23 protein-coding genes and 1 pseudogene are annotated in these 22,712 nt (G+C 63.8%); 7 read left to right on the forward strand and 17 right to left on the reverse strand.

Annotated elements, in window-relative coordinates:
* From DMX12_RS26815 to DMX12_RS26840, 6 genes are all read right to left on the reverse strand, one after another.
* Positions 1-344 (reverse strand): DUF4136 domain-containing protein (locus DMX12_RS26815; protein WP_146226871.1); only part of this gene is annotated, 344 nt, incomplete at its 3' end.
* Positions 345-363: 19 nt separating this feature from the next.
* Positions 364-987 (reverse strand): DUF4136 domain-containing protein, encoded by a 624-nt coding sequence (locus DMX12_RS26820; protein WP_047149812.1) that lies wholly within the window; start codon positions 985-987, stop codon positions 364-366.
* A gap of 21 nt (positions 988-1,008) precedes the next feature.
* Positions 1,009-1,758: a methyltransferase domain-containing protein gene (locus DMX12_RS26825; protein ID WP_009685783.1), complete on the reverse strand. Its 750-nt coding sequence runs from the start codon at positions 1,756-1,758 to the stop codon at positions 1,009-1,011.
* On the reverse strand, positions 1,755-2,060 hold the full coding sequence (locus DMX12_RS26830) for a MazG-like family protein (protein WP_009685784.1): 306 nt from the start codon (positions 2,058-2,060) through the stop codon (positions 1,755-1,757). Before DMX12_RS26830 ends, DMX12_RS26825 begins: the two co-directional genes overlap by 4 nt.
* A gap of 91 nt (positions 2,061-2,151) precedes the next feature.
* Positions 2,152-3,003, reverse strand: coding sequence for a MaoC/PaaZ C-terminal domain-containing protein (locus DMX12_RS26835; RefSeq protein ID WP_110679910.1), 852 nt, complete (start codon positions 3,001-3,003; stop codon positions 2,152-2,154).
* Positions 3,004-3,005: 2 nt separating this feature from the next.
* Entirely contained in the window at positions 3,006-4,358 is a 1,353-nt protein-coding gene (locus tag DMX12_RS26840; RefSeq protein ID WP_110679911.1) for a 3-oxoacyl-ACP reductase, read from the reverse strand.
* 118 nt (positions 4,359-4,476) lie between these two features.
* Between DMX12_RS26840 and DMX12_RS26845 the strand changes: the two genes are divergently transcribed.
* Together DMX12_RS26845 and DMX12_RS26850 are read left to right on the forward strand one after the other, a co-directional pair.
* On the forward strand, positions 4,477-5,754 hold the full coding sequence (locus DMX12_RS26845) for an acetyl-CoA C-acetyltransferase (RefSeq protein WP_110679912.1): 1,278 nt from the start codon (positions 4,477-4,479) through the stop codon (positions 5,752-5,754).
* A gap of 108 nt (positions 5,755-5,862) precedes the next feature.
* Positions 5,863-6,642, forward strand: a complete 780-nt coding sequence (locus DMX12_RS26850) for a helix-turn-helix transcriptional regulator (protein ID WP_009685789.1) — start codon at positions 5,863-5,865, stop codon at positions 6,640-6,642.
* A gap of 73 nt (positions 6,643-6,715) precedes the next feature.
* Here DMX12_RS26850 and DMX12_RS30450 read toward each other — a convergent pair whose 3' ends face one another.
* From DMX12_RS30450 to DMX12_RS26870, 5 genes and pseudogenes are all read right to left on the reverse strand, one after another.
* Positions 6,716-7,483 carry a methyl-accepting chemotaxis protein gene (locus DMX12_RS30450; RefSeq protein WP_370593767.1) on the reverse strand — a complete coding sequence of 256 codons (768 nt, stop codon included), beginning with the start codon at positions 7,481-7,483 and terminating at the stop codon, positions 6,716-6,718.
* Between the two features lie 90 nt (positions 7,484-7,573).
* Positions 7,574-8,659, reverse strand: a pseudogene (locus tag DMX12_RS30455) (cache domain-containing protein); the annotation flags it as partial.
* A gap of 156 nt (positions 8,660-8,815) precedes the next feature.
* Complete coding sequence (gene cueR, locus DMX12_RS26860) at positions 8,816-9,226, reverse strand: Cu(I)-responsive transcriptional regulator (protein WP_009685791.1); 411 nt, start codon at positions 9,224-9,226, stop codon at positions 8,816-8,818.
* On the reverse strand, positions 9,223-11,622 hold the full coding sequence (locus DMX12_RS26865; protein ID WP_110679914.1) for a heavy metal translocating P-type ATPase: 2,400 nt from the start codon (positions 11,620-11,622) through the stop codon (positions 9,223-9,225). Before DMX12_RS26865 ends, cueR begins: the two co-directional genes overlap by 4 nt.
* A gap of 52 nt (positions 11,623-11,674) precedes the next feature.
* Positions 11,675-12,061 carry a hypothetical protein gene (locus DMX12_RS26870; protein WP_110679915.1) on the reverse strand — a complete coding sequence of 129 codons (387 nt, stop codon included), beginning with the start codon at positions 12,059-12,061 and terminating at the stop codon, positions 11,675-11,677.
* Positions 12,062-12,205: 144 nt separating this feature from the next.
* Here DMX12_RS26870 and DMX12_RS26875 point away from each other — a divergent pair, with 144 nt between their 5' ends.
* Together DMX12_RS26875 and DMX12_RS26880 are read left to right on the forward strand one after the other, a co-directional pair.
* Positions 12,206-12,403 (forward strand): heavy-metal-associated domain-containing protein, encoded by a 198-nt coding sequence (locus DMX12_RS26875; protein ID WP_110679916.1) that lies wholly within the window; start codon positions 12,206-12,208, stop codon positions 12,401-12,403.
* 155 nt (positions 12,404-12,558) lie between these two features.
* Positions 12,559-13,740 carry a multidrug effflux MFS transporter gene (locus tag DMX12_RS26880; protein ID WP_054913406.1) on the forward strand — a complete coding sequence of 394 codons (1,182 nt, stop codon included), beginning with the start codon at positions 12,559-12,561 and terminating at the stop codon, positions 13,738-13,740.
* On the opposite strand, the gene DMX12_RS30115 is transcribed toward DMX12_RS26880, so the two are convergent.
* Complete coding sequence (locus DMX12_RS30115; RefSeq protein WP_082416213.1) at positions 13,691-13,888, reverse strand: hypothetical protein; 198 nt, start codon at positions 13,886-13,888, stop codon at positions 13,691-13,693. The two genes, DMX12_RS26880 and DMX12_RS30115, sit on opposite strands and share 50 nt — an antisense overlap.
* A 474-nt stretch (positions 13,889-14,362) precedes the next feature.
* Between DMX12_RS30115 and DMX12_RS26890 the strand changes: the two genes are divergently transcribed.
* On the forward strand, positions 14,363-15,076 hold the full coding sequence (locus DMX12_RS26890) for a helix-turn-helix transcriptional regulator (protein WP_054913405.1): 714 nt from the start codon (positions 14,363-14,365) through the stop codon (positions 15,074-15,076).
* 8 nt (positions 15,077-15,084) lie between these two features.
* Here DMX12_RS26890 and DMX12_RS26895 read toward each other — a convergent pair whose 3' ends face one another.
* The 5 genes from DMX12_RS26895 to DMX12_RS26915 form a co-directional block, all read right to left on the reverse strand.
* Positions 15,085-16,032, reverse strand: coding sequence for an adenosine deaminase (locus tag DMX12_RS26895; protein WP_029885177.1), 948 nt, complete (start codon positions 16,030-16,032; stop codon positions 15,085-15,087).
* An 86-nt stretch (positions 16,033-16,118) separates the two neighbouring features.
* A complete protein-coding gene (locus DMX12_RS26900) occupies positions 16,119-16,805 on the reverse strand; it encodes an SDR family oxidoreductase (RefSeq protein ID WP_054913404.1) in 687 nt (228 codons plus the stop codon).
* A 320-nt stretch (positions 16,806-17,125) separates the two neighbouring features.
* Positions 17,126-17,710 carry a YigZ family protein gene (locus DMX12_RS26905; protein ID WP_029885178.1) on the reverse strand — a complete coding sequence of 195 codons (585 nt, stop codon included), beginning with the start codon at positions 17,708-17,710 and terminating at the stop codon, positions 17,126-17,128.
* A 9-nt stretch (positions 17,711-17,719) separates the two neighbouring features.
* Positions 17,720-18,382, reverse strand: a complete 663-nt coding sequence (locus tag DMX12_RS26910) for a TetR/AcrR family transcriptional regulator (protein WP_009685802.1) — start codon at positions 18,380-18,382, stop codon at positions 17,720-17,722.
* 90 nt (positions 18,383-18,472) lie between these two features.
* A complete protein-coding gene (locus DMX12_RS26915; protein WP_009685803.1) occupies positions 18,473-19,390 on the reverse strand; it encodes a LysR family transcriptional regulator in 918 nt (305 codons plus the stop codon).
* 118 nt (positions 19,391-19,508) lie between these two features.
* Here DMX12_RS26915 and DMX12_RS26920 point away from each other — a divergent pair, with 118 nt between their 5' ends.
* Together DMX12_RS26920 and DMX12_RS26925 are read left to right on the forward strand one after the other, a co-directional pair.
* Positions 19,509-20,855, forward strand: coding sequence for an aspartate aminotransferase family protein (locus tag DMX12_RS26920; protein ID WP_110679917.1), 1,347 nt, complete (start codon positions 19,509-19,511; stop codon positions 20,853-20,855).
* A gap of 72 nt (positions 20,856-20,927) precedes the next feature.
* Positions 20,928-22,421: a CoA-acylating methylmalonate-semialdehyde dehydrogenase gene (locus DMX12_RS26925; protein WP_009685805.1), complete on the forward strand. Its 1,494-nt coding sequence runs from the start codon at positions 20,928-20,930 to the stop codon at positions 22,419-22,421.
* The last annotated feature ends 291 nt before the right edge of the window (positions 22,422-22,712 follow it).

Genomic DNA, 22,712 nt, shown 5'->3' on the forward strand with positions numbered 1-22,712 from the left:
CCCCAATAACCACCCCAGCCCCCGCCGTAATTGGTGGTGATCTGTTGCTGGCGCTGCTCGACGATCAGGTAGGTGCGTACGGTCAGGTCTGGCCGCGCGCCGCCCTGCACCGGGCGCAGGCCGCGCTGGTCGAGCTGCTCGGCCACTGCCGTACGGATGCGCTGTTCGGTCAGGTCGCTCTTGATGCGAGGGTCATCCGGGCGGTACTGCAAACCTGGCTCCTGCCATGCCCAGCTGCGGTAGGCGGCAAAGTCGCGGCTGGCATCGAAATCCTGCTGAACGTTGGTGCTCGAGCAGGCTGACAATACCAGCGCGAATGACAGTAGAACGAGACGGCGCAACATGATGGTTCTCCGTTGGCTATTAACTGGGAGGATAGCCGCTGAGCGCCTTGTGCACAGCATCGCGCACGGCGTTTTCGCGTTCGCGTGGCGAGTCCTTGTCGCTGCCGCTTTCGGCGCTGGCGCTCCATACCGGTTGGCCGGTACGGGCGTCGTAGAGGTCGATGCGCACCACCATCACCTGCACCTCGTAGGTCCGCACCACTGGCACGCTGGCATAGCCCCCGTAGCCGTGGCGGTAACCGCCGTAGCCTACGCTGCCGTAGGGGTAAGGGTCATAGGTGTCGTAATCGCGCACTTGCCGCAAGCGCCTCTCCAGGCGCATGTCGGCGCTTACCAGCAAGTCGCCGGGGCCGCCCCGCGCCGGGCGCAGGCCATGCTGGTCGAGGGCACCACCAACGGCATCGGCCAGGGGCGCCGGGTCGGCCCCCGCCGAGCCACTGGGCAACCGGCCGTTACGCCAGCTCCAGCTGCGGTAGCGCCCGTAGTCCCGTGCCGGTGCCGGGTAGGCACTGGCATCGAAGGTAGCGGCCGCCTGGGCCGGCGCCGGGGGCAACGGCCGGCTGCTGGCAACATACGGATTGGGGCTCTGGCAGCCAGCCAGGGCCAGCGGCAGCAGGGCCAGGTACAACAGACGGTATGGCATGTATTCCTCCCGGCAGGCCGCTCAGCGAGGGCGGCAAACCCAGTGCAGGTAGCGCCCGAGCCCGGCGAACCCAGGGTGGCGGCGGTAGGCCAGCTCCATTTCCAGCAGGTCGAGCAGTTCAGCCTTGGCCTGGAACTCCTTGGGCATGTAGTCGTGGAACACCCGCACACCGCTTTCACTTTGCACCTGCCACAAGGGTTCAAGGTGCGCCTTGAGCTCGCGTGGATCAAGCGGTTTCTGTGGCGTCAGGCTCTGCTTTTCACCTTCCAGGCGGTTGCTGCGCAGCTTGCGGAAATGGCCTTTGAGCAAGTTGCGGTAGACCAGGGCGTCGCGGTTGTAGAACGCCAGCGACAACCAGCCACCCGTGGCGGTGAGCTGGTGCAGCACGGGCAGGATGCTCTCGGGTTCGGCCAGCCATTCCAGCACAGCGTGGCACAGCACCAGGTCGTAGGGCTCGTTCAATTGGCCGAGCAGGTCTTGCCAGGGGGCCTGGACGAAGGTGGCCGTCTGGCCGGCTTCGGCAAAACGGGCCCGGGCGCCGTCGAGCATGGGTGCAGCCGGTTCTGCCAGGGTCACCTGGTGGCCACGTTCGGCCAGCCACAAGGCCATGTGACCCAGGCCGGCGCCGATATCCAGAACACGTAACGGGCGATCAGGCAGCGCCTCGGCCAGGTCGGCCTGCAAGACGGCCAGGCGGATCGCGCCCTTGGCGCCGCCGTAGATCTTTTCCGCGAAGCGGGTGGCCAGTTCATCGAAATGACGGTCGTTCATCGAGCGAAACGCCTCTCGCTGTCGGCCAGCTTGGCCCGCACCACCTGGTCCATGTCCAGGCCCAGCTCACTGCACAACAGCAACAGGTAGAGCACCACGTCACCGACTTCCTGCCCGGCGTGGGCCAATTTGTCGGCAGGCAGCTGGCGCGACTCGTCTTCGCTCAGCCACTGGAAAATCTCGACCAGCTCGGCCATTTCGACGCTGGCGGCCATGGCCAGGTTCTTCGGGCTGTGAAAGCCACGCCAGTCGTTGTTGTCACGGATCTGGTGCAGGCGTTGGGTAAGCTCTTGCAGGTTCATCGGGGGTCTCCAAATGCTGCATAGCTTCTGCCCTGGCCCGATGCAAAGCAAGGGGCCGCCGCGTAGCGCCCCCAGGGCCCGGCAAAGAGCCCTAGAGCTGATCCCAGCGGCCGAGCATATGCAGTATGCCCCCATGCCCATCCAGCCGCAGCACTCCTGCAGGCCCCGCCTCGCTGGCACTGAGCACCACTTCGGAGGGCAACCTGACCGGCTTGCGGAAAGCCACTTCAAAGGCATAGCCGCTGTGCGGCAGGTGCCCGCGCAATGCGGCCTGTGCCATGGCCTTTGTCCACATGCCATGGGCAATAGCCGTGGGAAAGCCGAACAACCGTGCACTGACCGCACTCAGGTGGATAGGGTTGTAGTCCCCGCACACCTTGGCATAACGCCGACCGATGTCACTGTCGGCATACCAGCGGGTGGCCTCGGGCAAGCGAGGCGGTTCGTCGTCTGCACGCGCGTCGGCCTGGCCATCCAGCTTCAGTCCACGTACCAGCATGCGGCTGGTTTCACGCCAGAGCACGCCGATGCCATCTTCGGCTTCGGTCACCAGGTCGAAGGTGCCACCTTTGTCATGCGCCTGCAGGTTGTGCGCATACACCGCAAAGCGCAGCCCTTCGATAGCGCCCAGTGGCCGCAGCACTTCGATGCGATTTTGCAGGTGCACCAGCCCCAGCAGCGGGAAGGGAAAGTCACGGGCGGTCATCAGCTGCAATTGCAGCGCAAAAGCCATGACGTGTGGATAAGTAGCCGGCAGGCGGCCATCGTCGGGGAAGTGGCAAAGCCGCCGATAGGCGTCCAGGTTGGCCGGCTCAACCTGGATGAAGCAGCGCAGGCCATCGTCGGGCAGGTGCTCACCGCTGATCGTGCGCTTGCTGGCGGCACGCAGGTACAGGCTGGGGCGGGCAGCCGGGCTATGCAGGTCGTGCCATTGTCGGCTCATGGTCAGGCCCCCATCAGTGCCTGGCCGCAAACACGCAGCACCTGGCCGTTGACCGCCCCCGAGCCCGGCTGGCTGAGCCAGGCAATGGCCTCGGCCACGTCCTGTGGGCGACCGCCCTGGCCCAGCGAACTCAAGCGTCGCCCGGCTTCGCGCAGGCCCATGGGCATGGTGGCGGTCATGTGGGTTTCGATGAAGCCGGGGGCCACGGCGTTGATGCTCGCGCCCCGCTCGGCGAGCCTCGGCGCCCAGGCCTGGGCCAGGCCGATCAGCCCGGCCTTGCTGGCGGCATAGTTGGCCTGGCCGCGGTTACCGGCAATGCCGCTGACCGAGGCCAACAAGGTTATGCGCGCATGTTCACCCAACGCGCCACCGTCAAACAGCGCCTGGGTCAGCACCTGTGGCGCCTGCAGGTTGACCGCGAGCACGGCGTCCCAATAGTCCGGGGTCATGTTGGCCAGGGTCTTGTCGCGCGTGATGCCAGCATTGTGCACAACGATGTCTATGGCGTCGGGCAGGGCAGCCAGCAGTTGTGAGGCGGCATCGCTGGCGCAGATGTCCAGCGCCAAGGCCTTGCCGCCAAGCCGGGCAGCGAGCGCATCGAGTTCTCGGCTGGCCTGTGGCACATCCAGCAGCAGAACGTCGGCACCGTCACGTGCCAAGGTTTGCGCAATGGCCGCACCGATACCGCGCGCGGCGCCGGTAACCAGTGCACGGCGGCCAGCCAACGGGCGGGTCCAGTCCTCGACCTGGCTGGCGCAGGCTTCAAGGCGCAGCACCTGGCCGGAGATGAACGCGCTCTTGGGCGAGAGGAAGAAGCGCAAGGCACCTTCCAGTTGGTCTTCAGCGCCGGGGCCGACGTACAGCAACTGAGCGGTTGCGCCATTGCGCAGTTCCTTGGCCAGCGAGCGGCTGAAGCCCTCCAGGGCGCGCTGGGCGATACTGGCCAGCGGGTTGTCGAGGCTTTCCGGTGGCCGGCCCAGCAGCACGATGTGGGCGCACGGGCCCAGGCTGCGCAGCAGCGGCTGGAAAAATTCGCGCAACTGCTTCAGCTCATCGCTGTCGGACAAGTGACTGGCGTCGAACACCACGGCTTTGATTTTTGGTCCCAGGCCAGCGACCCAAGGCTCGCCCTGCAGGTGGTCGGCATTGAAACGGTATATGTTATCGGTAAGGCGCGCGGCGAAGGCTTCGACCTGGCCTGCCAGGGGGCCGCCTCCCAGTACCAACGCCCCCTCCACCGGGCGCAAGCGGCCAGCCTGCCAGCGCTCCAGAGGCGCAGGGCGTGGCAGGCCCAGGGCATCCACCAGGCGGCGGCCAAGGTTGGAGTTGGCAAAACCGAGGTAGCGATCGCTCATGAGTAGGTCTCCGCAAAGGCAAGCTTGAAAGTGTGGACCAAGTTTGTGGCATGGTCGTTCGACCAGGGTAAGAACACCCAGGCAGTACGGTTCAATTTGTTTCAGGAGGAACAGGCATATGCGTTCACTTCGCCGGGTCGCGATCTTGGGCGGCAACCGAATTCCCTTTGCCCGCTCCAATGGGGCCTACGCCACCGCCAGCAACCAGGCGATGCTGACCGCGGCCCTCGAAGGGCTGATCGAGCGCTATCGCCTGCATGGGCTGCGCTTGGGTGAGGTGGTCGCTGGCGCGGTGCTCAAGCAGTCCCGCGACATGAACCTGACCCGCGAATGTGTGCTGGGTTCGCGGCTTTCGCCGCAAACCCCTGCCTACGACCTGCAGCAAGCTTGCGGCACCGGCCTGGAGGCGGCGCTGCTGGTGGCCAACAAGATTGCGCTGGGGCAGATCGACAGCGGCATCGCCGGTGGCGTGGACACCACGTCGGATGCGCCGATTGCGGTCAACGAAGGCCTGCGTCATATCCTGCTGCAGGCCAACCGTGGCAAAAACCTGGGCGAACGGCTCAAGCCTTTTCTGCAGTTGCGCCCGCACCATCTGCGCCCTGAGTTGCCACGCAACGGCGAGCCGCGCACCGGGTTGTCGATGGGCGAGCATTGCGAACGCATGGCCCAGGCCTGGAAGATTGACCGGGCTGCCCAGGACGAGTTGGCGTTGCTCAGCCACCAGCGGCTGGCGGCTGCCTATGCCGAAGGTTGGCACGATGACCTGCTGACACCATTTCTGTCGCTGATGCGCGACAACAACCTGCGCGCGGACCTGACAATGGAGCAGTTGGCCAAGCTCAAGCCGGCCTTCGACCGCAGTGGCCTGGGTACGTTGACGGCAGGCAATTCCACGCCCTTGACCGATGGTGCGTCGCTGGTGCTGCTGGCCAGTGAAGAGTGGGCCGCGCAACAGGGGTTACCGGTGCAGGCCTACCTGGTCGATGGTGAAACCGCAGCAGTGGACTTCGTCACTGGCCGCGAGGGGCTGCTGATGGCACCGGCGTATGCAGTGCCACGCTTGCTGGCCCGCAATGGCCTGACCTTGCAGGACTTTGACTACTACGAAATCCACGAAGCCTTTGCGGCCCAGGTGCTGTGTACGCTCAAGGCCTGGGAAGACGCTGGGTACTGCCATGAGCGGCTGGGGCTGGATGCACCGTTGGGGGCCATCGACCGCAGCAAGCTCAACGTCAAGGGCAGTTCGCTGGCTGCCGGGCACCCGTTTGCCGCGACCGGCGGGCGAATACTGGCCAACCTGGCGAAATTGCTGGCAACGGCGGGGAAGGGGCGCGGCTTGATTTCCATTTGTGCGGCGGGCGGGCAAGGGGTCACGGTCATCGTCGAGCGGTGAAGAACCGCCATCTGTTTGGCAGGCCTGCCCGCGAAGCAGGTGGCAGATATCCCGCAGGCGTCGACCGTAACTGTTAGGCTTGTCTGGTCAGCACTAACAGAAGCCGCCATGCCGATCATCGGACAGCCCCGTCCCATTCCTGAACTCAAGCAGTTGCCCAGGCCACTGTACGCACGTGCCGAAAGCCTGGGCGCCGGTTCCTGGACCACACGCCACCAGCACGACTGGGTACAGTTCTCCTACGCTATCAGCGGCGTGCTGGGTGTTTACACCGACGCAGGCAGCTACTTTGCGCCACCGCAGTGGGGGGTGTGGATCCCGGCTGATGCCGAGCATGCGGTGGTGACCTCGATGCAGGCCGAGATGCGCAGCCTGTATGTACGCCGGGACGCCTGCCCCTGGGCTGCCCCGCAGTGTCGGGTATTGGAGGTGACGCCGCTGGCGCGTGAGTTGATCAAGCAGTTCTGCCTGTACCCAGCCGATTACCCTGAGGGCGATAGTGCGCAGGCGCGGCTGGTGGCGGTGCTGCTCGACCAGTTACGAACCCTGCCGGAAGTCGGCTTTTCCTTGCCGTTGCCGCGCCACCCGGGTTTGCTGGCGCTGTGCAATGGTTTGATCGCAGCACCCGATCAGGCGCAGACCTTGCAGCAATGGGCGCGGCAGCTGGGGTGTTCCGAAAAAACGCTGATGCGCCTGTTCCAGCGTGAAACCGGCTTGAGCTTTCGCAACTGGCGCCAGCGCATGCGCTTGTTGTCGTCGCTGGCCTTGCTGGAGGCGGGGGAGAGCGTGACCGAGGCGGCGCTGGGTTGTGGGTATGATTCCACATCCGCGTACATTGCGGCGTTCAAGCAGCTGTTTGGGGCAACGCCGGGGGAGTTGAGGCTTTGACCAGGGGTTGGCGGTGCTGGCCTATGTGTAGCTGAAGCCGCCCCGGTACGGGGCGGCCTGCACCGGCGCCTTGTCAGGTGCGGAACCTGCGCACCAGTACGTCCAGTTCATTGGACAACCCGGCCAGGCTTTCCGAATCCTGGCGTGCTGCCTGGGCCAACTCGGCCACCAACTGCGCATCCCCATGAATCTGGCTGATGTGGCGGTTGATATCTTCGGCTACCTGGTGCTGTTCCTCGGCTGCGGTTGCAATCTGCGTGTTCATGTCACGGATCACGTCCACCGACTCGCGGATCTGCCCGAAACTGTCGCGGGCCAGGCCGATACGGCTGACCGATTGCTGCGAAACTTCCAGGCTGGCGTGCATCTGTGCAGCCACTTCGGAGGTGCGGTTGGCCAGGTTGCCCAGCAAACCGTCGATTTCTGCGGTGGAGTCGGCCGTGCGCTTGGCCAGCGCCCGCACTTCATCGGCTACCACGGCAAAGCCACGGCCTTGCTCGCCGGCCCGCGCGGCCTCGATGGCGGCGTTCAGGGCCAGCAGGTTGGTCTGCTCGGCAATCGAGCGAATGGTGCCGAGGATCGACTGGATGGCATTGCTGTCACGCTCCAGTTGCTGGATCGACTGCGCCGACTGCTCGATTTCCTGGCTCAGGCGGTCAACGCTGTGGACCGCCGCATCGATCTGCTGCTGACCTTCACGGGCCTGTTGCTGGCCGCTGTCCGCAGACTGGGCCGCCTGGCTGCACGAGCGCGCCACTTCGTTGGCGGTGGCAACCATCTCGTGGAAGGCTGTGGACACCATGTCCACGGCCTCGCGCTGGCGGCCGGCCGCTTCGGCCATGTTGCTGGACACCTGGGTCGAGCTGTGCGAGGTGCTGAGGATCTTGCTGGCCGCCGCACCGATATGCTGGATCAGGCTGCGAATGGCACCGAGGAACTGGTTGAACCAGTTGGCCAGCTGGGCGGTTTCGTCGCGGCCGCGAATTTCCAGGCTGCGGGTCAGGTCGCCCTCACCCTGGGCAATGTCTTCCAGCCCGCTGGTGACGCTGTTGATCGGGCGCACGATCAGTTTGGCGAAGGCGGCGCCGACCACCGCGAACAGGGAGGCCAGGACCAAGGCGACCACGCCGATCAGCCAGGTCAGGCGGGTAGTGGTCTGCATCACTTCGCCTTGCTCGATCAGGCCGATGAAGGTCCAGCCCAGGCGCTCGTCGGGGTAGACGTTGGCCATGTAGCGCACACCATTGAGCTCGACTTCGACCAGGCCCTTGCCGGCCTTGGCCAGCTCGGCATAGCCGTCGCCAAAACTGGCCAGTTGCTTGAAGTTGTGGCCGGCGTCGCGTGGGTCGACCATCACGTTGCCGTTGCTTTCCACCAGCATCAGGTAGCCGCTCTCGCCCAGCTTGATCTGCTTGACGATCTCGGTCAGGCCCTTGAGCGAAACGTCGATGTTGACCACACCGCCGGGGTTGCCCAACTGGTTGGCTACCGCGCGCACGGTGCTGATGAGCACCGCGTCATCGGCAGCCCAGTAATAGGCGCCGGTGCGCACGGTCTTGCCCGGGTTGGCCATGGCCAGCTGGTACCACGGCCGTGGGCGTGGGTCGTAGTTGACGAACTTCTGCCCGGCTGGCCAGCCGACGTAACCGCCGTCGTTGACGCCGTAGGACACGTAGGCATAGTTGGGGTGCGAATCTGCCAGGCGGGTGAAGAAGTCCAGCAGTTGCTTGTCCTGATCGCCCAGCTCGTAGGATGGGTTGGCACTCAGGAACTTGTTCAGGTTGCTGCCTGTGGCGGTCACCAGCGGCTGCGCGGCTAGGTACTCGACGTTCTGGTTGATGCCCTGGAAGAAGATGTTCATCGCGTTGCTGACCTGGCGGATTTCCCGGCTACTGCCGTCAAGGAATCCATCGCGGGCTTCGCCACGCAGGTTAAGGACCACCAGGGTGGCCACCAGCACGATGGGCAAACCGGCGATGACCGCGAATGCCCAGGTCAGTTTCTGTTTGATGCTCATCGACGCTCCCGGAATTGTTGTAGTCGACACACGAGGCAGGTAACCAGTGCATCGGCAGCAGCCGGGTTTTATGTAGCCGAAGCGCCCGTATTTATTGGATAAAGTCGTGATTGGTGACTATTCGGTCGTGTATGGACGCTTTTGGCATACCAAACGCTAGTGGCAGCAGTTGCCAGCAGTGCCATTGGCCAGGTCGCTGAGGATCGGGCAGTCCGGGCGGTCGTCCCCCTGGCAGTGGGATACCAGCTCGCCAAGGGTGTTGCGCAGGCTGACCAGTTCCTCGATGCGCCGGTTCAGTTCATCGATATGCTGCATCGCCAAGGCCTTCACATCGGCGCTGGCCCGCTGGCGGTCTTGCCACAGCGTCAGCAGCTTGCCCACTTCTTCCAGGGAAAACCCCAGGTCGCGGGAGCGCTTGATGAACGCCAGGCTGTGCAAGTCCTCGTCCCGGTACAGGCGGTAGCCATTGTCGCTGCGCGTGGCCGGCTTGAGCAGGCCGATGGACTCGTAGTAACGGATCATCTTGGTGCTGAGCCCGCTGCGGCGGGCGGCCTGGCCAATGTTCATTTTGCCTCCTGGGGGGCGCGGGCGGGTTTCCAGGCTTTCAGCCACAGCGCGTTGCTGACCACGCTGACGCTGGACAAGGCCATGGCGGCGCCCGCCAGTACCGGGTTGAGGTAGCCCAGTGCAGCCAGCGGGATACCGATCAGGTTGTAGATGAATGCCCAGAACAGGTTCTGGCGGATCTTGGCGTAGGTCTTGCGGCTGATTTCCAGGGCAGCGGGCACCAGCCGCGGGTCGCCGCGCATCAAGGTGATGCCGGCTGCCTGCATCGCCACGTCGGTGCCACCCCCCATGGCGATGCCGATGTCGGCGGCGGCCAACGCCGGCGCGTCGTTTATGCCGTCGCCGACCATGGCGACCACGCCAGCCTGCTTGAGGGCCGCCACAGTTGCGGCCTTGTCGGCCGGCAGCACTTCGGCGTGCACATCGTCGATGCCCAAGGCTTCGGCGACCACCTTGGCGCTACCCCGGTTATCGCCAGTTAGCAGATGGCTGCTGATGTGCTGCGCATGCAGGGTGTCGATGGCCTCGGCGGCCCCGGGCTTGAGGCTGTCACCAAAGGCGAACAGGCCCAGCACCTGAGTTTGCTGACCGCGTTCGATCAGCCACGACAGGGTACGCCCCTCGGCTTCCCAGGCGCGTGCCTTGTCGGCCAGGCCGCCGGGCTGCAGCCCGCTTTCATCGAGCAGGCGGCGGTTGCCCAGTGCCAGCTCTCGGCCTTCGACACGCCCGGCAATGCCGCGCCCGGTGAGCGACTGGCTGTCGCTGACGCTGGGTACCTGCAGGCCTTGCTCGGTGCAGGCCTGCAGCACCGCCTTGGCCAACGGGTGTTCACTGCCCCGTTGCAGGGCGCCGGCCAGGCGATGCAGGCTGGCGCTGTCGCCGACCAGGGCCTGGCTGTGGACTACCCGCGGGCTGCCCGAGGTCAGGGTACCGGTCTTGTCGAACACCACACGGTTCACCGCATGCGCGCGCTCCAGCGCCTCGGCATCCTTGATGAGGATGCCGTGGCGGGCGGCGACGCCGGTGCCGGCCATGATCGCTGCCGGTGTGGCCAAGCCAAGGGCGCAAGGGCAGGCGATGACCAGCACGGCCACGGCGTTGATCAGGGCGGTTTCCAGCGCCGCGCCAGCCAGCCACCAGCCGAGCAGGGTCAGCAGCGCCAGTACCAGCACGGCGGGGACGAATACCTGGCTGACCCGGTCGACCAGCTTCTGGATCGGCGCCTTGGCGGCCTGCGCGTCTTCCACCAGGCGGATGATGCGCGCCAGCACGGTCTCGGTGCCCAGGGCTTCGGTACGTACCAGCAACCGGCCTTCGCCATTGATGGCGCCACCGGTGACGCTGTCGCCGGGTTGTTTGGGCACTGGCAGGCTCTCGCCGCTGATCAGGGCTTCATCGGCATGGCTGCTGCCATCCTCGACCACGCCATCGACCGGAAAGCGCTCGCCGGGCTTGACCAGCACCAGGTCGCCCAGGCGCAGCTGGGCGATCGCCACATCTTCTTCGCGGTCGCCAACCACGCGCACTGCGCGCTCCGGGCGCAGTGCCTCGAGCGCGCGAATGGCGCTGGCGGTCTGGCGTTTGGCACGGCTTTCCAGGTACTTGCCCAGCAGCACCAGGGCGATTACCACCGCCGAGGCCTCGAAGTACAGGTGCGGGGCCATGCCGGCGGGGGCCTGGGCCCATTCGTAGAGGCTCAGGCCGTAACCGGCGCTGGTCCCCAGGGCAACCAGCAGGTCCATGTTGCCGGCGCCGGCACGCACGGCTTTCCAGGCGGCGATATAGAAGCGGGCGCCGAGAATGAACTGCACAGGGGTGGCCAGCAGGAATTGCGCCCAGGCGGGCAGCATCCAGTGCAGGCCGAATGGCTGCACCAGCATGGGCAGCACCAAAGGCAGCGCCAGCAGCAATGCTGCAGCCACTGCCAGGCGTTCGTGACGCAGGCGGCGCTGGGCGGTGGCCTGCTCGTCTATGGCGGCTTGCGGCACGCTGGCGCTGTAGCCGGCCTTGTGTACCGTTTCGATCAGCAGGTTGTCGTCGAGGGCGGCCAGCACTTCAAGGTGGGCACGTTCATTGGCCAGGTTGACACTCACCCGCTCCACCCCGGGCACTTTGCCAAGGGCCCGCTCCACGCGGCCCACGCAACTGGCGCAGGTCATGCCGCCGATCTGCAGTTCCAGCGTGCGCGTGGGCACGCCGTAGCCGGCTTCGCGTACCGCATCGACCAAGGCTGGCAGGCGGTCGGCCGGGGCCTGGACACGGGCTTTTTCAGTGGTGAGGTTGACGCTGACGTGTTCAGCGCCGCTGACCTTGCGCAGTGCGCGCTCGACCCGGCCAGCACAGCTGGCGCAGGTCATGCCGGAGATCGGCAGGTCATAGGTGGTGGATGCGGGCATGGCTCTCCTCCTTGGACAGGGCTCCAGCATCAACCTTGCCATGCAGGGAAGGTCAATAGCCTAGATCGGCGCGCTTCAATTCCAGCCCATATTGACCCATGGTGATGCGATATTTGTTGATCTGGCCCGCCTGCAGGTTCAAACGTGTGCTGCGTTGGTCCTCGATGCCTGGCGCGCAACCCGGGGTTTGCCCAGGCAACCGGCGCAGGCGCACATCGACCGGGCCAGGCGGCAGGTTGAACGAGGTGGACTGCTCCTGAAACACCCGCCCGGAAAGCTGATCATTGAGGTACAACCCGATTTCACAGCTGGTAGCCACTTCCAGGCGCTCCCGGGAAATGATCAGTACGCTGTAGGCCGAGTTGTCCTCTGCGCTGGCCGGTGGCACCACAGCCAGTGCGCTGACCAACCCGACGACGCCCAATGCTGCCCTGAACATGAAAAATCTCCTGCTTGGCTGATCGTCAAAGGCGCAGCTTGGCCGACGCGCGTGCGGATTTCCACCCCAGCTGTTCCACACGGCACTTGACCTTGCCCTGATGGCAAGCTTGAAACTCGTGGAAAACCTGAAGGAGGCAACCCTATGCAAGTGCTCAATGTACAAGGCATGACCTGTGGCCACTGTGTAAAGGCCGTGACGCGGGCAGTGCAGCAGCTGGATGCGTCCGCCAAGGTAGAAGTCGACCTGGCGGCCAAGCAGGTGCGGGTGCAGAGTGAGTTGGTGCAGGAGCAGGTTCTGGCGGCCATCCGCGAGGAAGGATATCAGGCTGAGGTGGGGTAACAGGGTGTCGACCCGGGTTCAGGGTTGAGGCCCTGACGGTGGTGCCGCTGTGCGGCCCATCGCGACAGGGCCTAGGTTTGTTGCAAATGTTTTCACATTCCTAGGGGCGACAGCAGGTAGAATCATCTACTTGCTTAGCCTGCTATGGATTCCTGATGAACCTGCGAATGGTGCTCATCCTGGGCGCACTCAGTGCGTTCGGGCCCTTGGCGATCGACTTCTACCTGCCGGCTTTCCCGGCCATGGCGCAGGCGTTCGCCACCGACGAAAAACACGTCCAGGCCACATTGGCCGCCTATTTCCTTGGCTTGTCCATCGGCCAGTTGGCTTACGGCCCAGTGGCTGACCGTTTTGGCCGGCGCAAACCGCTGATGTTTGGCGTGACCGTGTTCACCCTGGCGTCACTGGCCTGTGCCTATGCCCCCAACCTCGACACCCTGGTGCTGGCACGCTTCGTCCAGGCCCTTGGCGGTTGTGCGGGCATGGTGCTGTCGCGGGCCATCGTAAGCGATAAGTGCGACCCGGTCGCCTCGGCCAAGGTGTTCTCGCAATTGATGCTGGTCATGGGCCTGGCCCCGATCCTGGCGCCGATGCTGGGTGGGGTGCTGGTGAATGTGGCCGGCTGGCAATCGATTTTCCTTACCCTGGGCCTGTTCAGTGCCGCTTGCCTGTTGGCGGTAAGCCTGGGGTTGCCGGAGAGCATGCCTGAGGACATGCCGCGCCAGCCCTTGTCCGGCGCTTTGCGCCAGTACCTGCGCCTGCTGGCAGACCGCGTGTTCCTCGGCCATGCGGTGACGGGCGGTATCGCCATTGCCGGCATGTTCGCCTATATCGCCGGTTCACCTTTCGTGTTCATCAAACTGTATGGCGTGCCAGCCGAGCACTATGGCTGGCTGTTTGGTGCCAACGCAGCGGGCTTTATCCTGGTGGCGCAGGTGAACGCCCGCTTGCTGGCCAAGCGCGGGCCGGCCTTCCTGCTGGCCCGTGCCGTGTGGTTGTACCTGGGGGCCGGGCTGGCGCTGCTCGCGGTGGCGGCGTGGCGGCCGACCGCGTTGTGGCCGCTGCTGGTGCCGTTGTTCGTCTGCATTGCCAGCCTCGGTTGCATCATCCCCAATGCCTCGGCTTGCGCCATGAGCGGCCAGGGCGCGCGTGCCGGCAGTGCCTCGGCGCTGATGGGCTGTGTCCAGTTCAGTGTGGCGGCGGGCGCAGCGGCGCTGGTTGGGCTGCTGCACGATGGCAGCGCCGTGCCGATGGCGCTGGTGATCTGCCTTTGCGGTGCGTTGGCAGTCAGTGCCGCGCTACTGACCCGCCGTTTGCAGGCCAGGGTTCGCGCTTGAGCGGGTGAGGGGCGCGCAGGCGGCGTTCCAGTGTGGCGACAAAGGCCCGTGCCTCGGCCTCGCTGCGGAACCCGACCACATGCTGATCGAGCTGGACCTGCCAGGGGCAGGCGGGGTTTCGGCGTGAAGCGCTGACGACAATTTTCATCGCGGCTTACCTCCAGAAGGGAGCGGCATCAGTTTAGCGCTGCTGTTCTCGTCTGCCATGCGCTGGGTCAGTGTCCTGACTGGCGGTGCCTGATTGTGTGTTTGCCGGTTGCGCTGCAATGCCTGCAAGGCCGGGAAACGTTCGCTTTAGTTTGCGCTACTTGTAGTACCTGGCTGTCGGCTACGTCCGAACGTGCCGAAGGTTTTTTTCCTGCTGAGTTAACGAGCCCCCTGTCTCAACGGGCCGAAAACGCCTACGCGCAGGGTTTTCGCCGGTCGCGTCGTTCCTGTTCCCGCCTTGCAATGGGTAGGTATACCCAGTGGCTTTTTTACGAGGACTGGGCGGTGTGGGGCTGCCAGATTGGGCATTTCTGCGGCTTATACTGGCGATCCAGGCCAGTGCCAGCGAGAGGTGCTTCCCTGCCAGGGTTGGCCATCGCATCCACACAGTGAACTTGCAGGGAGTTACAGGGACATGAACGCAGTCAGCAGTATCAGCCAGATCGCCAGCCTGATGGCCGACCCCAAGCGCAGTGCCATGTTGTGGGCATTGATCGACGGTACGCCGCGCCTGGCCAACGAGCTTGCGATGATGACCGGCCTGACCTCGTCGTCGGCTTGCGCGCACTTGTCGTTGTTGTCATCGGCTGGGCTGCTGAGGCATGAAGCCCGTGGCCGCAAACGCTATTTTCGCCTGGCTACCCCGCAGGTCGGGGCGGCGGTAGAGGCGCTGGCCAGCGTGCAACTGGAAAGCGCCAGGGGGGAGCGGGCCAAGGTGCCGGTGTCACCGCTGCCCATGTCGCTGCGCCGGGCGCGTCGCTGCGGGGATCACCTGGGGGGCGAGCTGGCCAGTGAGCTATACCACCGCATGGTGGTCGCGGGCTGGCTGGAAGGCAGTGGCCGCCTGTTGATGGTCAGCGATGAAGGGCGGGCGCAGCTGGCCCTGGTAGGGGTGTACATCGATGCCTTGGCGCCGCACCAACAGCGCGGCTGCGTGATCTGCCGCTGCACCGAGTGGAACGACCAGGCGCCGCACCTGGGGGGCGTGTTGGGCCAGGCCTTGTTCAGGCTGTTCCTGCAATCTGGCTGGATGCGCGAGGCCGAGGACACGCGGGCATTGCATATCTCGGCGCTGGGCATCCAGCAGATCAACCGCATAGCCCGCGTTGCCACCTTGCAGGTGGGTTGAGCCGCGCGTCAGGCCAGCCTGGCGTCCAGGCTGTTCTGGGCCAGGCGGCGGGCCTGGTCTTCGGTCATGCCCAGGTGAGTGTGCAGGGCGTGGAAGTTTTCCGTGACGTAGCCGCCGAAGTACGCCGGGTCGTCCGAGTTCACCGTGACCTTCACGCCACGCTCGAGCATGTCGAGGATGTTGTGCTGGCTCATGTGGTCGAACACGCAGAGCTTGGTGTTGGACAGCGGGCACACGGTCAACGGGATCTGTTCGTCGATGATGCGCTGCATCAGCCGCTCGTCTTCGATGGCGCGTACGCCGTGGTCGATTCGCTTGATCTGCAGCAGGTCCAGCGCCTCCCAGATGTATTCGGGCGGGCCTTCTTCGCCAGCGTGGGCGACGGCAACCAGGCCTTCGCTCCGCGCGCGGTCGAATACACGCTGGAACTTGCTGGGTGGGTGGCCCATTTCCGAGCTGTCCAGGCCAACGGCAATGAACGCATCGCGGAAGGGCAGCGCCTGGTCGAGGGTTTTTTGTGCCTCCTCTTCACTCAGGTGGCGCAGGAAGCTCAGGATAAGGCCACTGCTGATGCCCAACTGCTCGCGGCCATCCTTGAGCGCCTGGTTGATACCGTTGAGCACCACTTCAAAGGGGATACCCCGGTCGGTGTGGGTTTGCGGGTCGTAGAACGGCTCGGTATGGATCACGTTCTGCGCCTTGCAGCGCTGCAGGTAGGCCCAGGTCAGGTCATAGAAGTCCTGCTCGGTGCGCAATACATCGGCGCCCTGGTAATACAGGTCCAGGAACTCCTGAAGGTTGTTGAAGGCATAGGCCCCGCGCAGGGTTTCCACATCGGCCCATGGCAGGGCGATTTTGTTGCGCTCGGCCAGGGCGAACAGCAGCTCAGGCTCCAGCGAGCCTTCGAGGTGCAGGTGCAGCTCCGCCTTGGGCAGGGCGTTCAACCAGTCATACATAAGGGCATATCTCGATCAGGTACGGTTGCCGGCATTCTACAGGGGCTGGCCGGGTATTGCGCCCGGCCGGGCTGCGACCTGATGAATCACCAGGTCAGGGTTTCGCCTTTGTAATTGATGAAGCGCAGGCCGCCTGTACCGCTTTGCGCCTTGATTTGTTCAAGCATGCCGCGGGTGCTGGTGAGCACGTCGATCTCTGCGTGCTCGCCACCCATGTCGGTCTTCACCCAGCCAGGGTGCATGGCCAGAACGCACAGGTCGGGGCGTTGTTGTTCGACGACGAAGCTGTTGATCATCGAGTTCAACGCCGCCTTGCTGGCTTTGTACAAGCAGAGTTCGCCGCCGTCGGGGACAGTGACGCTGCCCAGGACCGAACTCATGAAGGCCAGCACGCCACTGCCGTTGCGAACTTGGCCGACCAGGCGGCGGGCGACGCGAATCGGGGCCACGGCATTGGTCATGAACAGGTCGCCGATGGCGTCTTTGTGCACGCTTTCAAGGTCTTGCGGCAGTGGGCCCATGACCCCGGCGTTGACGAATACCAGGTCGAATACCTGGCCTTGCAGGCGTTGCTTCAGGCCATCGAGCTGGGCGGTGTCGTTCATTTCCAGTTGCTCGATGTGCACACCAGGCACAGCTGCCAGGGCTCCGGGCTGCTGAGGGTTGCGGACGGTGGCGGTAATGGTCCAGCCGTCTTCCTGCAGGCGTTGCACCAGGCCCAGGCCGAGCCCGCGCGAGGCGCCGATGATAAGTGCGTGCTTGGCGTCAGCCATGGGGCGCTCCTTGTTGGTTTTTCGGATGGAGGTGGTTAAAAAATGTGCAGCAGCGGTAAACCCCGTGCCGATGGGGGCTTTGCACGGTGGCGCACGGGTTATCCACAGGCTGCTCCACAGTTAATGTGTGAAACACGGGCTGACCCTGCCGGTTGTGGCGGGTGTGAGGCTGGGGATAACCTGAATTCATTCAATGCCTTGAGCCTGCCAGTAGTGCCGATCAAATAATGATCAAAGCGCTACAGGCCATGCCTGCTCTGGCTTGCAGCATGATGCCCCAAGCTTATCCACAGGCAGGCCCACAGCAGTTGTGGGCAGATTCAGCGCGCTTGCAGCAGTATACGCCCGCGGCTAAGGTCGGCCAGTTGCTGCTGCAACGCTGCGAGGTGGGCTTCACCCAGAGCGATCAACAGGTCCACGCCATTGGCTGTGAACTGCTCGTCGAGCACCAGCCCATCGACCTCGGCCAGGCGCAGTTTTACCAGTGCCAGTTCGCTGAAGCTGCAACTGCAGGCGAACTCGCTGCGCTGCACCAGCAGCCGCTTGGGGGCCTGTTGCAGGCATTTGTTGGCGCCCCCACCGTAGGCCCTGGCCAGGCCGCCCGTACCCAGCTGGATACCACCGTACCAGCGAATCACCAGCACCACGACCTGATCGCAGTCCTGCGCCTCGATCGCGGCCAGGATGGGCCGCCCGGCAGTGCCACCGGGTTCGCCGTCGTCACTGCTGCGGTACTGCGCGCCGAGCTTCCAGGCCCAGCAGTTATGGGTAGCGGCCAGGTCGCTGTGGCGTTCGATGAAGCTCATCGCTTCGGCGGCACTGGTGATCGGCCCGGCCAGGGTGATGAAGCGGCTTTTACGGATTTCCTCGCGGTATTCGCAGAGGTCGAGCAGGGTAGAGGGCATAAATGTGGGTCAGGCAGCCGGCTTGATGCCGCAGCCCTTGAGAATGATGTGGATAAGGTTGTTGCTCGCTTCTTCCATGTCTTGCTTGGTCAGGCGGCTACGGCCGGTAACCTGGCAGATCTGGGTGGCGAAATCGGCATAGTGCTGGGTGCTGCCCCATAGCAGGAATATCAGATGCACGGGGTCTACCCGGTCCATCTTGCCGGCATCCATCCACGCCTCGAATACGGCGGCGCGGCCACGGAACCATTCGCGGTAGTCGGCACTGAAGTACTCGGTCAGGCAGGTGCCGCCGCTGATCACTTCCATGGCGAAAATACGCGATGCCTGGGGGTTGCGCCGCGAGAACTCCATCTTGGTGCGAATGTACTGGCTCAGTGCTGCACCGGGGTCGTCCTCGACGCTCAGGGCGTTGAAGGTGCTGTCCCACAGCTCGATGATGTTGCTGAGCACGGCAATGTAGAGGCCCAGCTTGTTGGTGAAGTAATAATGCAGGTTGGCCTTGGGCAACCCTGCCTTCAGCGCAATGGTGTTCATGCTGGTGCCCTTGAAGCCATGGCGGGCAAACTCGTCTTCGGCGGCCTGGATAATGGCCTGTTCGTTCTTCTGGCGGATGCGGCCCGCGGGCTTGCCCGAGGCGGATAGGCGATGCGCAGGGACTTCTAGGGTCATGGACGATTCCGTACGGGTCAGTGGCTGCGGCTGTCGGACAAGATTACCTGCCTGTGCCAAGGTGACAAGCGTTTGCGGCAGAGACAGGCATCAGCGTGTCGCAGCCAGGCTGTCGAGAAAGCTTTCCAGGACCAGGTTGGGTCGCCTGCCTTTGCGTGTCACCCAGCTCAGGCTCAGGTCGTAGAAGCGCTCGCGCGGTTTGAGTGCCCGCAAGCGGCCCTGCTGGACCCAGAACGTGGCGTAGTGGTCGGGCAGGTAACCGATGTAGCGCCCGGTAAGGATGAGAAACGCCATGCCCTCACGGTCCGAAGCACTGGCCGTGCAGTGCAGCGCCTGGTAATGCGCCTGGATTTCGGCCGGCAGGCGGAACGTGGGGGTGATGGCTTCCTGGCTGTTGAGGCGCTCGTCGTCGATCTGCTGGTCGTCGGCATAGAACAGTGGGTGACCGACCGCGCAGTACAGCAAGGAACGCTCGCTGTACAACGGTTGATATTCCAGGCCCGAAAGCGGGCTGGTCTGTGGCACCACGCCTACATGAAGGCTGCCGTCGAGCACGCCGTGTTCGACCTGGCTGGGCGCGATCATGCGGATCTGGATGCGCACATCGGGGCCACGGTCCTTGAGTTCGGCCAGGGCATGGGTGATGCGCATGTGCGGCAGGGTGACCAGGTTATCGGTCAGGCCGATGTTCAGCTCGCCGCGCAGATGCTGGTGCAGGCCATTGACCTCGGTACGGAAGCTTTCCAGTGCGCTGAGCAGTTGCAGGGCCGAATGATAGACCTCGCGGCCTTCCTCGGTCAGCGAGAAACCGGCGCGGCCGCGCTGGCACAGGCGCAGCCCCAGGCGTTGCTCGAGGTCGTTCATTTGCTGGCTGATGGCCGAGCGGCCGATGCCCAGCACGTTCTCGGCGGCCGAAAAACCACCGCATTCGACTACGCTGCGGTAGATTTTCAGCAGGCGGATGTCGAAGTCGCTGACCTGCGCAAGTGGATCGGGGCGTCGGCTCATTAGTTTAGTAGCGGCCTGTGTGAAGATTAGAAATGTAGGCTTTTTCAGACTCTATCCGCGTGCCAACTTAGCTGCAACCACATCCATCGTTGCCTGATCGTCTTTCGAGGAACCGCCGATGAACATGCCTGAAACCGCCCCCGTGGGTATCGCCAGCCAGCTCAAGCTTGACGCCCACTGGATGCCGTACACGGCCAACCGCAACTTCCAGCGCGACCCGCGCCTGATCGTGGCGGCCGATGGCAACCACCTGGTCGATGACCAGGGGCGCAGGATCTTTGACGCGCTTTCCGGCCTGTGGACCTGCGGCGCCGGGCACACCCGCAAGGAAATCACCGACGCGGTGACCCGCCAGTTGGGCACGCTCGATTACTCCCCGGCGTTCCAGTTCGGCCACCCATTGTCGTTCCAGCTGGCGGAAAAGATCGCCGACCTGGTGCCAGGTAACCTGAACCACGTCTTCTATACCAACTCGGGCTCCGAGTGCGCCGACACGGCGCTGAAGATGGTGCGGGCTTACTGGCGCCTGAAAGGCCAGGCGACCAAGACCAAGATCATCGGCCGTGCCCGTGGCTACCACGGCGTGAACATCGCCGGCACCAGCCTGGGTGGGGTCAATGGCAACCGCAAGATGTTCGGCCAACTGCTGGATGTCGACCACCTGCCTCATACCGTATTGCCGGCGAACGCGTTCTCCAAAGGCATGCCCGAAGAGGGTGGCATCGCCCTTGCCGAAGAAATGCTCAAACTGATCGAGCTGCACGACGCGTCCAATATCGCCGCGGTGATCGTCGAGCCCATGGCCGGTTCCGCCGGTGTGCTGCCGCCGCCGAAGGGTTACCTCAAGCGCCTGCGTGAAATCTGCACCCAGCACAACATTCTGCTGATCTTCGACGAAGTGATTACCGGCTTCGGCCGCATGGGCGCCATGACCGGCTCGCAGGCCTTTGGCGTAACCCCGGACCTGATGTGCATCGCCAAGCAGGTGACCAACGGCGCCATTCCGATGGGCGCGGTGATTGCCAGCAGCGAGATCTACCAGACCTTCATGGACCAGCCAACGCCAGAGTACGCCGTGGAGTTTCCGCACGGTTATACCTACTCGGCCCACCCGGTGGCCTGTGCCGCAGGTATCGCTGCCTTGGACCTGCTGCAGAAGGAAAACCTGGTGCAGGCCTCCGCCGAGCTGGCACCGCACTTCGAAAAGCTGCTGCACGGCGTGAAGGGCACCAAGAACGTCGTCGATATCCGTAACTATGGCCTGGCTGGTGCGATCCAGATCGCCGCCCGTGACGGTGATGCCATTGTTCGCCCTTACGAAGCGGCGATGAAACTGTGGCGCGCGGGCTTCTATGTACGCTTTGGTGGCGACACCTTGCAGTTCGGTCCAACCTTCAACACCCAGCCGCATGAACTGGACCGCCTGTTCGACGCTGTCGGCGAAACCCTGAACCTGATCGACTGATCTTTCTGATTTTGCTGCGCGGCGCGTGCGCAGACGCGCGCCGGCCTCTACCTTCTTCATCTGGAGTTTTGCATGAGCATTGTTCAGCACCTGATTCACGGCGAGCTGGTTACCAAGGGTGAGCGCACCGCCGATGTCTTCAACCCATCCACCGGCCAGGCCGTGCGCAAAGTCGAGCTGGCCAGCCGCGCGACCGTGCAGGAAGCGATCGATTCGGCCAAGGCGGCGTTCCCAGCTTGGCGCAATACGCCACCGGCCAAGCGGGCTCAGGTGATGTTCCGCTTCAAGCAACTGCTGGAGCAGAATGAAGCGCGCATTTCGCAAATGATCAGCGAAGAGCATGGCAAGACGCTGGAAGACGCCGCTGGCGAACTGAAGCGTGGTATCGAGAACGTCGAGTTTGCCTGCGCCGCGCCTGAGGTGCTCAAAGGCGAGTACAGCCGCAACGTGGGCCCGAACATCGATGCCTGGTCTGATTTCCAGCCTTTGGGTGTGGTTGCCGGTATTACGCCGTTCAACTTCCCGGCCATGGTGCCGCTGTGGATGTACCCGCTGGCGATTGCCTGTGGTAACGCCTTCATTCTCAAGCCGTCCGAACGTGACCCTAGCTCCACCCTGTTCATCGCCCAGTTGCTGCTGGAGGCCGGTCTGCCGAAGGGCATCCTCAACGTGGTGCATGGTGACAAGGAAGCGGTGGATGCGTTGATCGAAGCGCCGGAAGTGAAAGCGCTCAGTTTTGTGGGCTCTACGCCGATTGCCGAGTACATCTATGCCGAGGGCACCAAGCGCGGCAAGCGCGTGCAAGCCCTGGGTGGTGCCAAGAACCATGCGGTACTGATGCCGGACGCCGACCTGGATAACGCGGTAAGCGCACTGATGGGGGCGGCCTACGGTTCGTGTGGCGAGCGCTGCATGGCCATTTCGGTGGCGGTGTGCGTGGGTGACCAGGTGGCTGATGCGCTGATCGCCAAGCTGCAACCGCAGATCAAAGCCTTGAAGATCGGTGCAGGCACCTCGTGCGGTCTGGACATGGGGCCACTGGTCACTGCCGCTGCGCGTGACAAGGTGGTGGGCTACATCGATGAGGGCGTTGCCGCGGGGGCCGAGCTGGTGGTGGATGGGCGTGGCTTCCGAGTGGCCGGGAATGAAGATGGCTACTTCGTGGGCGGTACCTTGTTCGACAAGGTCACGCCAGAGATGCGTATCTATAAAGAAGAGATTTTCGGCCCGGTACTGTGCGTCGTGCGGGTCAACAGCCTGGAACAGGCCATGCAACTGATCAACGATCATGAATATGGCAACGGCACGTGCATCTTCACCCGTGACGGTGAGGCCGCGCGTTTGTTCTGCGACGAAATCGAAGTGGGCATGGTGGGGGTCAACGTTCCGCTGCCGGTGCCGGTGGCGTATCACAGCTTTGGTGGTTGGAAACGTTCGTTGTTCGGTGACCTGCATGCGTACGGGCCGGACGGGGTGCGCTTCTATACCCGTCGCAAGGCAATTACCCAGCGTTGGCCGCAGCGGGCCAGCCATGAAGCATCGCAGTTTGCGTTCCCAAGCTTGTAAGGGGTGAGGGGGAGCGGGGAGGCCGGTAGGCCTCCCCGTTTTGCTTTTTAGGGTTTTCTTGAAATTAAAGGTTGACGCCCTCTCGAATCCCCTTATAATGCGCCCCACTTCCAGCGACAACGGAACGACAAACTCCTTGAAATTCAATGAGTTAACCGATTCGGAAGGCGCTGTAAGGGCTACGATCGAATGATCGAATGCGGTTGAGATGATGGTTGACAGCGCTTCTAAACGCTGTATGATTCGCCTCCCGCTACGAGAGATCGCAGCGAGTCAAGTGTTTGAAGCTAA

Origin of the sequence: Pseudomonas sp. MB-090624, assembly GCF_003205245.1 — a bacterium.
Classification (GTDB): Bacteria; Pseudomonadota; Gammaproteobacteria; order Pseudomonadales; family Pseudomonadaceae; genus Aquipseudomonas; species Aquipseudomonas juntendi.